The 12,718-nt window shown below is 43.9% G+C and carries 10 protein-coding genes and 1 tRNA gene; 7 read left to right on the forward strand and 4 right to left on the reverse strand.

Translation table 11 applies throughout. The features are described from left to right. Positions 1–249: alcohol dehydrogenase catalytic domain-containing protein (locus tag ACEW8S_RS10265; RefSeq protein WP_373518061.1), on the reverse strand; the 249-nt coding region annotated here is incomplete at its 3' end. 951 nt (positions 250–1,200) lie between these two features. On the opposite strand from ACEW8S_RS10265, the gene ACEW8S_RS10270 reads away from it, so the two are divergent. Together ACEW8S_RS10270 and ACEW8S_RS10275 are read left to right on the forward strand one after the other, a co-directional pair. Further along, a complete protein-coding gene (locus ACEW8S_RS10270; protein ID WP_373518062.1) occupies positions 1,201–1,968 on the forward strand; it encodes a TraB/GumN family protein in 768 nt (255 codons plus the stop codon). A 38-nt stretch (positions 1,969–2,006) separates the two neighbouring features. Beyond that, the gene (locus tag ACEW8S_RS10275) at positions 2,007–2,525 is read left to right on the forward strand and encodes a hypothetical protein (protein ID WP_373518063.1); all 519 of its coding nucleotides are present in this window, start codon (positions 2,007–2,009) and stop codon (positions 2,523–2,525) included. Positions 2,526–2,941: 416 nt separating this feature from the next. Here ACEW8S_RS10275 and ACEW8S_RS10280 read toward each other — a convergent pair. Further along, a tRNA-Leu gene (locus ACEW8S_RS10280) sits at positions 2,942–3,022 on the reverse strand. A gap of 215 nt (positions 3,023–3,237) precedes the next feature. On the opposite strand from ACEW8S_RS10280, the gene ACEW8S_RS10285 reads away from it, so the two are divergent. The 3 genes from ACEW8S_RS10285 to pth all read left to right on the forward strand — a co-directional run bounded on the left by ACEW8S_RS10285 (position 3,238) and on the right by pth (position 5,723). Then, entirely contained in the window at positions 3,238–4,179 is a 942-nt protein-coding gene (locus ACEW8S_RS10285; RefSeq protein ID WP_373518064.1) for a ribose-phosphate pyrophosphokinase, read from the forward strand. Positions 4,180–4,319: 140 nt separating this feature from the next. Further along, a complete protein-coding gene (locus ACEW8S_RS10290; protein ID WP_373518065.1) occupies positions 4,320–5,000 on the forward strand; it encodes a 50S ribosomal protein L25/general stress protein Ctc in 681 nt (226 codons plus the stop codon). A gap of 93 nt (positions 5,001–5,093) precedes the next feature. Continuing rightward, positions 5,094–5,723: an aminoacyl-tRNA hydrolase gene (gene pth / locus ACEW8S_RS10295; protein ID WP_373518066.1), complete on the forward strand. Its 630-nt coding sequence runs from the start codon at positions 5,094–5,096 to the stop codon at positions 5,721–5,723. 208 nt (positions 5,724–5,931) lie between these two features. Here pth and ACEW8S_RS10300 read toward each other — a convergent pair whose 3' ends face one another. Beyond that, entirely contained in the window at positions 5,932–6,612 is a 681-nt protein-coding gene (locus tag ACEW8S_RS10300) for a hypothetical protein (RefSeq protein ID WP_373518067.1), read from the reverse strand. Next, the gene (locus ACEW8S_RS10305) at positions 6,609–10,400 is read right to left on the reverse strand and encodes a reprolysin-like metallopeptidase (protein ID WP_373518068.1); all 3,792 of its coding nucleotides are present in this window, start codon (positions 10,398–10,400) and stop codon (positions 6,609–6,611) included. Before ACEW8S_RS10305 ends, ACEW8S_RS10300 begins: the two co-directional genes overlap by 4 nt. Positions 10,401–10,451: 51 nt before the next feature. Here ACEW8S_RS10305 and ACEW8S_RS10310 point away from each other — a divergent pair, with 51 nt between their 5' ends. Together ACEW8S_RS10310 and ACEW8S_RS10315 are read left to right on the forward strand one after the other, a co-directional pair. Continuing rightward, positions 10,452–11,381, forward strand: coding sequence for a bifunctional riboflavin kinase/FAD synthetase (locus ACEW8S_RS10310; protein WP_373518069.1), 930 nt, complete (start codon positions 10,452–10,454; stop codon positions 11,379–11,381). 1 nt (position 11,382) lies between these two features. After that, positions 11,383–12,711 (forward strand): HTTM domain-containing protein, encoded by a 1,329-nt coding sequence (locus tag ACEW8S_RS10315; protein ID WP_373518070.1) that lies wholly within the window; start codon positions 11,383–11,385, stop codon positions 12,709–12,711. The last annotated feature ends 7 nt before the right edge of the window (positions 12,712–12,718 follow it).

Below are 12,718 nucleotides of genomic sequence, written 5' to 3' on the forward strand. Positions count from 1 at the left end.
ATCCCCTTGCTTGAATTTTTTTACTTGATTTCCTACCTTAATAATTCTGCCGACTATTTCATGGCCAGGAACTAAGGGATAAATTGACATTCCTATATCATTTCGAACAAAGTGAATATCTGTGTGACACACCCCACAGAATAAAATTTCGATAGAAATATCATGCGGTCCCGGCTCCCTTCTATCAATAGTGAATGGAGCAAGGGAAGAAGTTGCATCTTGTGCGGCATAGGCTTTTACATCTGACATAGCTTTAGTTTTTAAGGTTGATACAAAATTGGATTTGATAATATCTTTTGATTCTTAAAAAATTTGTTTACTACAAACTGAGAGCTTATAGTAACTTTATTCCCCTAAATTAGCCGAAAAGAGTGCCCATGTGTTAGCAATATTGTTCCCTATCATCAAAAAATTGTAACATTGAACAAAAAGAAGCATCAGAATGATTAATTAGACATTTTATATGTTGTATTTTAATTTTAAACTTCCAACCGAATGAAAATTTTAGAAATGCGATAGCTGACTCATCAGGGCTAGGATTCCAATTATTGCTCGATTGCTATCTACTTAATAGTACCACGTATTGTATTGAATGGTTAAGGGTTATCGGATATGTTGCCTTTATCCAGATATCAGTCGACATTTAATTCGAAACAGTCCATTAATCTATAAATTCCCCGATGGTACTGCCTTTGAATTTCTTCTTTAACTCTACTTCGAGGCTGTTGGAACTGGTATTTTGGCAGTTCCGGGCGAGGTGCAATACAACCCGGAAATGTCCGGACGGTTTTTGTCCCTGAGGCCAAAGTGAAAAAGGCGACATACCTCTATGACTATGCCAAGCATTCATGGATCTATTACGGTGGTCGAAGTCCTCAAGGGTAGTCGCTTTCAATAAATTTTTTATTAAAGTTAATATTAGTGTATTTTATGCAAACATTCAATCCCCATAAATGGGGATTTTTAAGTAAAGTGAACTCCCTCATGCTAAATCGGTCTGTTCTTAAATTGAAAATATTATTTTAGTGAAAGTTCAATTAAACGATAGAGCAAGATTACAATTTGCGGGGTAGTGGTATCCCTCAACAAAGTTCAAATAAACGAAGGTTAAAATCGCAGCCTGAAGCTCGACTTCCAATATCGTATCTTAGTCATAGAATCGGGATACAGTCAATCATTATATCCAGTTTTTCGGCATCTATGAAAACAACAATCCAAATCTTATTATTATCATTCCTTTTAATTACCGGTTGTTCAAAAAAGGATCTATCGGATTTGGAAAACGGAGTGCTATGGCGAATTGAATCCAAAAAAGGATTCGAATCATACATCTTTGGCACGATACATCTATACCCCAAATCAGAACTGGTAATATCGCACACTACTTTTTCCAAACTGCAAAACTGCAAAACGCTGGTCTTAGAAAGAGATATAACCAATGTAACGGAACAAAGAAAGTTCGCGGACTTTCAAATGCCGGATTTTATATTGGAAAGTTATAGAACAATTATATCGGAATATGGTGATAGGCTTGTAAGTATGGAAGGTCAACTTATCCAAAAAGCACAGGAATCAAATATAAATATTGCGGGCCTGGAATCTGCCGATGAAATTCTACATGCAATGAATACCTTGAGTACGATTAAAGTTCCTGAAAACACATTGAATAAAATAGAAATGCTTGTAAACTTTCAAAAAAGCCTAAAAATGTACAATGACGAATCGATAGGTAAACTTAAGGACAGTTTGACAATCCAAATGGGAGAAGAAGTAACCAAAATTCTTGTTGACGAACGAAACGAAAATTGGATTGACGATATTGAATCATTAATAAATAAAAACCGGAGTTTTATTGCCGTCGGAGCGGGACATTTAGGCGGAAAAAACGGAGTTTTGCATCTACTTCGGGAAAAGGGTTATAAATTGGAATCAATCGGAATAGAAAATATGCCGCCTGAAAAGCCTTAATCCAGTTCTCTAAAGTACAAATAAATGATAAATAAAGGATGGATAAAGAGGAGCAAATTAGATTTTCTAGAATGACCAAAAAGTCAATTAAAGACTTTAACCAAATTGAAGCGCAAGGCTGGATATTAAATATTACAGTTCAAATAGAAGATTTGGTGGATGATATCCTTATGGAATATTTTCAACCGAACGACAGAGGTATTTTTGGAAATGTTGTATTAAATAGCAGTATAATGCACTTTGGAGGAAAATTAAAAGTGCTAAAATCTATCGGAATTGACGCAGAAACTTATTCCAACTTACAAAAAATAGGGTCTATTAGAAATGCTTTTGCTCATACAAATATTAGTCACAGTATGACTATGACTTTTAATCCTGAAATTGATACAGGAGCCAAAGTAATTGATGTTATTAATGTGATGAACAGCAATGGGGAAATCAGAAGTAAGGATCCCTATAGTTATATGGTAGAGTTCCTAGGTTTATATAAGCAGGTAGAACCTGTTTTAAAGAAAACTTACGGCAATATAATGGAATCATTGAGAAAGACTGATTAAAAATTTAAATAAAGGATAAAATATATCTCAACTAAAATCAAGTACAATTCTTGTTTTTAAGATTAGAAGGTAATCCTATCACTGCACAATCTTCAGGAATGTGGCTCACTAAAATAATAACCACAATATTTCAAACAACTTATACTACAAATATGATGAGTGGCTTTTGATTAACTTCAAAAAAAACATGCCACAATAAAGAACGGGGACTTTATAAAGTCAAAAAATTCAAAATTGTCTTGGAACTGGCGATCTTTAGGTAAACGGCAAACATTTTATTCCTTAATAACTCACTAATACGTAATTGGCTCTAACTATTTGCATTTCTACCAAACCAAAATAAAAAGTTTCAAATGTTGTACCTATGTTGTACCTAAAAACAAAAAAGGCTTTAACCATTACGTTAAAGCCTTTCGTACTCGAGGCGGGAATCGAACCCGCACTCCAAAGGAACTGGATTTTGAATCCAGCGCGTCTACCAGTTCCGCCACTCGAGCATACTAGCTTTACAGAAGACGTTGTAAACAGGATTGCAAAACTATAAAATATTTTGATTGCTGCCCCAAAAATATCAACATTTATCCTTTACCGACCCGAATAAATTTCTAAATTTGCACCTGCCTTAAAAAAACCTATGTGATTACACGCGAAATACTTGTGATGGCATAGCCGAAACTAAGGAAGCAATTAACACAGCGACAACAAATTATTCATGCCGTATCAAGTTCCCGAGCCTAAAATTTTCGCCTGTACGCAAAGTACCGTATTGGCCGAAAAAATCGCTAAATCATATGGTGCCGATTTGGGAAACGTTCATTTTTCAAGGTATAGCGACGGGGAGTTTCAGCCGTCTTTCGAAGAATCTGTGCGGGGAGCTAGAATCTTTATTATAGGTTCTACGAATCCGAGCTCTGAGAACCTCATGGAAATGCTGTTGATGCTCGATGCGGCAAAAAGGGCTTCGGCCAGGCACATCACTGCAGTTATGCCCTATTTCGGCTGGGCCAGGCAAGACCGTAAAGATAAACCAAGGGTACCCATAGCGGCCAAGTTGATCGCAAAAATGCTGGAGGCCGCAGGGGCGACCCGGATTATTACGATGGACTTGCACGCCGACCAAATTCAGGGGTTCTTTGAAAAACCGGTTGACCATCTGTTCGCATCGACTCTATTTTTGCCGTACTTGAAAAAATTGAATCTGGATAATCTAACCATTGCCTCCCCGGACATGGGCGGATCGAAAAGGGCCTATGCCTATTCAAAGGCGCTTGAATGCGACGTGGTCATTTGCTACAAGCAACGCGCCAAGGCCAATGTGATTTCCCATATGGAACTGATCGGCGACGTGCAGGGCAAGAACGTGGTTTTGGTAGATGATATGGTAGATACGGCCGGAACCCTCACCAAAGCGGCCGACCTCATGATGGAGCGGGGCGCTTTGAGCGTACGTGGCATAACGACACATGGACTTTTATCGGGCAATGCTTACAAAAAAATAGAGGAGTCAAAACTATTGGAGTTGATTATCACCGATTCCATTCCCATTACCAAGGATAGCACTAAAATAAAAGTTTTAAGCTGTGCAGAGCTGTTCGCCGATGTTATGCACCGGGTACATCACAATACATCGATATCGTCGAAGTTTTTGATGTGACCCCAAATTCATTTCACCAATGCGCAATGACGCGCTCGGCCACCAGTTTTGCAAAAAAACAACTTAAGAAATTAGTGAAAGTAGCAGTTTAAAAAATTTAATAATCAGTAATTAATAATCAATAATTCTATCTATTCAAAATGAAGTCAATTAAAGTAAAAGGATCAGAAAGAGAAAGCGTGGGCAAGAAGGCAACGAAGGCCCTACGTAATGCTGGAAAGGTTCCTTGCGTTATATACGGAGGGGAAAAACCGATACACTTTTCAGCGGACGAACTAGCGTTCAGGGATTTGGTGTACACCCCGGCCGCACATACCGTAAGCGTAGACTTCGGAGGAGATTTGGGCAAGGTCAGGGCCATTATGCAAGACATCCAGTTCCATCCGGTAACGGACAACATTTTGCACATCGATTTTTATGAACTTTTCGACGACAAGCCAGTGACCATGAACATTCCCGTTCGTCTTCAGGGCAATGCGCCCGGGGTCAGAAACGGGGGTCGTCTATTGTTCCGTAAAAGAAAGTTGTCGATCAAGGCCACACCCGAGAAACTGCCCGATTTCTTCGATATCGATATTTCGAAATTGAAAATCGGAGACAATATCACTGTGGAAAGCTTGTTGAACGACGAATTTGAAATCCTACATCCCGAGACAACGGTTGTTGTACAGGTGAAAACCATGCGTGCGGCCATAGTCGTCGAAGAAGATGAAGATCTAGAAGGCGTTGAAGGCGAAGAAGGTGCTGAAGGAGAAGAAGGTGCGGAAGGCGCAGCCGAAGGGGGTGAAGCTTCCGAAGGTGGCGACGAAAGCAAGCAATAGTTTTTCATTGGAATGCCATACAAAAGCATCCCGGCGTTGTGTCGGGATGCTTTTTGTATTTTTATGCTCATTGATATCCTGAAGCAAATTACAATGTTAGACTTTTTTAGAATCCTTTTCAAAACCGACACAAGCCTTTTAGAAGAAACAGATGCCATGAAGAAATTTTTGATTGTAGGATTAGGAAATATTGGTGACAAATACACTGAAACACGCCACAACATCGGTTTCAAAACGCTGGATGCCCTTGCTGCCGCAGCCGATTTCACCTTCGAATCCGTAAAATTAGGCGATGTCGGGACATACAAAATCAAAGGACGCAGTATACTCTGCCTAAAACCATCGACCTTTATGAACCTCAGCGGAAAGGCAGTGAACTATTGGATGGAACAGGAGAAAATTCCACTTGAAAACGTATTGGTCATCGCTGACGATATCAATTTGTCCTTTGGTACGATTCGACTTAAGACCAAAGGCAGCGACGGGGGCCACAACGGACTCAAAAATATTCAGAACGTGCTGCAGACCACTAGTTATAATCGCTTCCGGTTCGGGATTGGCGCCGATTTCGGCCAGGGAAGACAGATCGATTATGTGTTGGGCGAATGGAACGAGGAGGAAAAGAAAGCCCTACCGGAACGTTTCGAAAGGGCTTCCGAGCTTATAAGATCTTTTGTTCTTGCCGGGGTCAAGATTACCATGAACGAGTTCAATGGTAGTTAAAGGAAAAAGTGTCAAAATTCAAAAATTGTAACATCGAGCACCTCGGCTGCGCTTCGCATAAACCAAAGTCGAGATGCTAAAATCCAAGTATCAAACTTTGTCACATCGAGCACCTCGGCTGCGCTCGGCATGTAGTACAAAGTATAGAAAGCGCAGACCTCGTGTTGCGTAGGCATTAAAACTTTAAGCCCGTAAGGAAAATCTCGATTTAGTACACCTTAAAATCCAAAACACCCGTGTCCGAAGTGTTGCCCAATGCATCTGTGGTGACAACCCTCCAATAATAGACCCTATCGGAAATCACGCCTACTTTTTGGGATGTCTCATTGAAACTGGGCGAACCGATCAGAACATTCGGTGGGTTTTCGGTCGAGAGGTAGATTGTATAGCTCTCGATGTCGTTGTCAATATCGGTAGCCGTCCATTGTAAAATAATCTCGTTGTTCATATCCTTGAAAACTGTAGCTCCCGGTACCGGTGCGATAATTTCTGCCGGGAAAGGAACGTGATCGGTCTGTGAGCCGGGATTGTAGAACAGCCAGGTTTCGCTGATCGCACTTTCGTTGGTCTGTGTATTTTTCGAGATGACGTACCAGGAATAAGGCGTCCCTTTTTCCAGGGGTATGGTAATCATAGTACCTTCCGGAACTCGATCGATGACGTCGCCTTTACTCAAGTTTTTGACCACTATCTCATAGCTCTCGCTGTAATCGCCGGGCCGCCAACGAAAGCGGACAAGACTATTGTTACCGCTAGAGCTTTGCACGGGGGTGCATTCCGAGTTTTTGGCGGGCTCGGTCAGAACGGCCCTACCGGGTGGGTTCGGAGGATCTTTTTTGCATCCTGACAAAAGCATCATCCCCAGAAAAATGAAAGCAAATAGTCTCATCGTTTGATCACTTTTGTTGTTCCCTTAGTATTTTCACCTTCGAACTTGACGATATAAACTCCCGGGGGCAGTCCGGTAAAATCGAGATCGACCTGATTTCCGTTGGGGGTATACGTATCTTCTTTCACCAATTGCCCATCCGCCGAAAAAACAGCTATAGTCAATTGCACTTCGACGGCACCCAAAAATAATCGGGTGGCACTAGCTAACGGATTCGGAAATGCGGTCGGACCGGTGGAAATAAAAAATTGGTCTTCATAAACACCTTGGCAGATCTGATCGGTCGAAACTTTTACCACATTCTTACCCGTAGAGAGATCTAATGTGATTTCTGATTTTTCCGTACGCAGCGTTTTTCCGTTCAATTCCACGGTATAGGCATCGGCACCTTCTATGGAAAGCACGACTTGATTACCGCTCCGGGCGATTTTCAAGGTCACGCCCAAGGGTTCCGGTTCTGTTACCACGACGTCGAAGCAATACGTTTCATACTCTATTTCGCCATTCGAACCATCAATACATACGGTATAGATGCCGGCCAAAAGGTTCGGTGCGGTAAATGCATTTGTAAAGGTATCGGTAATAGCGGTTCCGCTACCCGCTATAGTTATCCCGTAATCAACCGCGGTGAGCAAAAGGGATTCCACCGTTATTTCGCCATCCCCGTTGTTGCGGCAGGACAAACTTTCGACGGATACCGAAAAGTTATCGTTGGGAAATCGGTACACGGGGCATCCCGAAGTATCGACTTCGGCACCTTCGGGCGTACCCGGGCACAGGTCATCGCCATCGTCGAAAACTCCGTCCTGGTCCGCATCGGGCCGAAAATCACCCTCAATACAGATGTCCAAGGAAAAAGCATTTAGCGAACCGCCGTCTCCATTGGCTATATCGTGTATTTCCAAGACCCACTCCCCAAAAATAGTTTCCCCTTTAAAGGAATCCAACACGCCTGAGGGCTTTACCGTACCGGCGATACCGATATCGGAAACAGCGCCACATATAAAATCTTTCGCATCATCGTCAAAAACGGCATTTATATTCTTAAAATCCCCACAGGAATTGGATACTAAGGTTACCGTAGTTTTAGACGGTGAGGTCAGGGTTATCCTTACATCTTCCAAATAACTATGGTCGATATTCAAGTTGACATTGAGGTCGGCAATCTTAAGGTCTTCAAAAAAGGCGATCTTCGAAATTACCTTGGGCTCACCGACCGATGAAATCACCTCTGGAAGTCCGAAAGCGGCTTTTGTATCACATGTAACGGGGATGGTGGTAAACGAAAAGGGAGCGCTAAAGCTTCCCTCGCCACAACTATTGAATGGTTTTACCCTCCAGAAATATACGGCTTCGTTTTCCAAGTCCTTTCCCGTATAGCTGTTGGAAAATACGATGTCGGTTTCCACAAGGTTCTCAAACGCTTCATCGGTAGCAATTTGTATTTCGAAGGATGTGTAGGATGTATTTTCTTCCCATTCCAAGGCCTCCCTAGTCGAAATATCTACCGCCCCGTCGGCAGGGGACTGTAGCACCACGGCAGGAAAATCGGCATCGAAAACGGCCAGACGAAGACCGATCTGTCGGGTAATAGTTGCGGAAGTAGCGGTCAGCAGCAGGTCATAATTACCTTCAAGAACATTCTCCGTATTGCCAAAGAGGATGTTTACAGGGGTATCACTCGCAGTAACGGTTTCCGGGGAAAATGAAACTTCGAGACCTGCAGGGGCGTCGGCGATACTAAATACGACTTCCTCATCAAAATCGAGATAGGATTCATACACAAACGGAATGGTGAGGTCTTCGGATTGGCATACTTCAAGGTTTATATCGGATAGATTCAGCACAATTTCCGAAGCCTCGATCAAAAAATCGGAAGCATTTACCGCAAGAAAAACATTATCGACGGCCTTAACCATTACACGGGCTTCGGATGTAGGCAGGCCCGGAACTATGATCTCGTGGTTTCCATCGTTGGCAACCCCTTCCGCCAAGGCTACGGGAAACGTGAGTCCCCCGTCCGTGGACAATAGAATATCAACGGTTTGTGCGTTTACCGGAGCCACATCGGTACCGGCAACATCCCATACAATTTCAAGCACCTCACCGGCACTGTACAATTCGTTGGCCGCTTGTGAAGTAACCGTAAATGGCCCTGCGCTGTTCGTGACCGATACCATGGTCAATTCGGAAACTACCTGTCCGCCACCCGCCGCATTGTCCCGAACCGTAAATGCAAAATTCATTTCACGTGCTATGTCAGAAACGGTCTCCCATGCCGAGTTCAACGCAGGATCGGTCTGGGTGAGCTCACCGCTAACAACCCGTGAAAGCATTGGAAAATAACGGGTCGGCCGATCAATGGGCGGTCTGGACCTAAAATTCGCCCCATTCGGATTGGTAGGCCCGAACGTAGCTTTTTTGATGATACCGTTATCGATCTGTTCCCAAGTATAGGTAAGAACATCATCGGCGTCGGGATCCGTCGCACTGCCGCTCAAGATAAATGCGGTGGACTTCGGAATCACATAATCATCGAGCGCATTAACTACGGGAGGATTGTTCGGTATCGCAACTACCTCTCCACAGTTTTTGCCTGTCAAATTTTGGATAATCTGTGCTATACTGACGTAGTGAAAATAATCATCTCCGTTCGGGGCGACATTATCACTATTCGTAATACCCGCATAGCCCATGATCGTGGTGCCACTGCCCGGCTCTACCTGAACGGTCGTACCCTCCGATTCGTAAGACCAACTGTGGTTCGCGCCCAGCTGATGCCCGAATTCATGCGCCAAGAAATCAAGATCGAAAACATCGCCTTCGGGGGTTTGGCTCGAAGAATAGGCGCTGCCCTTTCGATTGTCAACGCATACAGCGCCTATAAACCCAGCATTACCGCCGTTGGCGCCTTTGTGCAGCACTTGGCCGATATCATAATTGGCCTCCCCTACTTCGTCGGTCAAAGCCTTTTGTCCTTGGTTGCCCAGTGCGCTCAATGTACCGGTAAAAGGGTCGGTATTGGGATCCGTATAAATCGCGGCGTCGGTAGCCGCAACAAGCTCCAAAGTCACCGCCAAGTCGGTCTCGAACACCTCGTTGACCCGAGTGATCGTGGCGTTTATAGCGGCCAGGGCATCGGCCACCGTTCCCCCATGAAAAGCCGTATATTCCGCCGAAGCGGTTATCGCCAACCGATATTTTCGAAGTACCTGTCCATCGACGGGTTTGGCCGTCAAATTTCTGGTTTTATCGGCTATCTTATCCTTGGTGCTACAGATAAAATCGGAATCGGCAAGGTTTTCCGAATCCCTTGAGTACATAACATAGGTATCACCGGATACTTTTTGAACAAAACTGTTAGCGCAACCGTCGGCATGCACGATCATGGCCTGAACCTCTTTTGGCGAGATACTGAACCTCACCCTATTTTTTGATCCATCGGTGCTATGGCCGATGTAGGATTTTATCTGGGGATATTTTTGCGAGAGTTCAGGAGAGAACACTGGGGATTCGACCACGCTGTAAGCCGAAAAATCACCCTCAGTATTCGGAAAATATACGATTTTAGGACCTTTGCCCGTAAAGCTTGGGGTTTTCAAGGACGCCTTGAAACTAGTTGCTTCAAAAGAGAACACGTCACCCTTTTGGACATCGAATCGATCGGATATTTTTTTGGTTACGGTATTTCGTGCGGACTGACGTTCCCAATACTGACCCTGTGCCGAGGCGTAAAAGGAAAGAAATACCATGGTAATTGAGAAAAGTAACCGTAATTTTGCGCGCATCCGGGGGGAGTTAACCGATCCCAAATATAAGCCTTTTATTACTTTTAGTTCGTGGTAACAGTCCAAAGCATCTCCAATTACGACCAACGGCATCCCACGGCCATCACCATCGGCACCTTTGACGGCGTGCATATCGGGCATCATAAAATATTGGAACGCCTGATAAAAACCTCAGCGGCCGTTAACCTGAAATCCACCGTACTTACTTTTTTTCCCCACCCTAGAATGGTACTACAAAAAGATGCGGATATCAAATTGCTGAACACCCTCGGGGAAAAGACCAAGATTTTAAGGGCCATGGGGCTCGATCAGCTCATCATCCATCCGTTTACCAAAGAATTTTCCCGGCTATCCGCGACCGAATTCGTTCGTGACATTCTAGTCAACAAACTTAAGACCAAGAAAATTATCATTGGCTACGACCATCGTTTCGGCAGAAACCGTAATGCGAATATTACGGACCTAAAGGCTTTCGGAAGTACTTTGGATTTCGAGGTGGAGGAAATTTCCGCACAGGAAATCGATGAGGTATCCGTCAGTTCGACCAAGATCCGAAAGGCATTGGAAGAAGGGGATATATCAACTGCGAACGCCTATCTGGGCTACCACTATATACTCACCGGAAGTGTCAAAAAAGGGAAGGGCCTGGGCCGGCAGATCGATTTTCCCACCGCCAATCTGAACATCCCTGAAAGCTATAAATTAGTGCCTAAAAATGGGGTCTATGCCGTGCAGAGCGAACTGTTCGGCAAAACGGTGTACGGAATGATGAACATCGGTTTCAACCCCACCGTATCGGGGGAAGGGCAGGTCAGTATCGAAATCCATTATTTTGATTTCGATCAGGATTTATATGGACAGGAGATACAGGTTGACATTCTGCACCACATCCGCGACGAGCATAAATTCGAATCCGTCGATGCCCTTAAAGAGCAACTACAAAAAGATAAAAAAACATCGCTTTCGCTAATTTCAAGGTAAGATGCTGAATCGTTTTCTTTTCACGAAAACTGATAATTCGCCCCTCATCATTTTCCGGATTTTTTTCGGTATACTGGTGGCTTTGGAGTGCTACGGCGCCATTTTGACCGGATGGGTCAAGAGAACCTTGGTCGAGCCCCAGTTTACCTTTAATTTTATCGGCTTTGATTGGTTGCAGCCCTTGCCCGGCCACGGCATGTATTTCTATTTTTTTGTCATGGGCACTTTGGGCGTCTTGATAGCCCTGGGCTATAAATACCGCTTCAGTATAATTTCTTTTACCCTGATGTGGGCGGGCGTTTACCTGATGCAGAAAACATCCTACAACAACCACTATTATCTGTTGGTGCTTATTTCAGGGATGATGTGTTTCTTCCCGGCCCATAGAAGCCATTCATTCGATATGCGGCAAAATCCTACACTGAAAACGGATGCCATGTTTGCTTGGGTGAAATGGGCCTTAATTTTGCAGCTTTTGATCGTATATGTTTACGCCGCAATCGCCAAAATATACGGGGATTGGCTCGATTTCGGGATCATTCGGATATTGATGGTCGGAAAGGTCCATTATTACGTGGTCGGGGATTTACTACAACACCCTTGGATACATAAAATTATCGGCACGGTCGGTATTCTCTTCGATTTGCTCATCATACCGGCCCTGCTTTGGAAACGAACGCGCAAAATCGCCTTTTTCGTATCCATTTTTTTCCATCTGTTCAATTCCATCGTCTTTCAGATCGGTATTTTTCCCTACCTATCCTTGGCGTTCACGGTTTTCTTTTTTGAGCCGGAAACCATCCGTAAACTCTTCTTCAAAAAGAAGATTCCGTATCTGTTGAACACGATAGAAGTGCCCTCATACCGACCTCTGCTCTATAGCCTTGGCGGACTTTATTTTTTGGTTCAACTGGCACTTCCCCTCCGCCAGCATTTTATAGAGGATGATGTGTTGTGGACGGAAGAAGGCCATCGGCTCAGCTGGCGGATGATGCTACGCAGCCGCAGCGGCTCGGTACAATTCAAGATACTGGAAAAGGAAAGCGGAAAATCGGAAATCGTCGATCTTGATGACTATCTCACCAAAAAACAAAAGCAGCGCATCGCGGCCTATCCTGATTTTATTTGGCAGTTCGCCCAGCACCTGAAAAAGGAATATGCGAAAAAGGGCATCCCAATCTCCGTATACGCTGTCAATTCAAGGGTAAGCATCAACGGTAGGCCTTTGCGCGCCTTTATCGACCCCGAAGTCGATCTGGCGAACGCAAAATGGGACTATTTTTGGCATAACGAATGGATATTGCCAAGCCCAGGTAACATTCCAAAATAAACCCTGC

Source organism: Pricia sp., from assembly GCF_041745955.1.
Classification (GTDB): domain Bacteria; phylum Bacteroidota; class Bacteroidia; order Flavobacteriales; family Flavobacteriaceae; genus Pricia.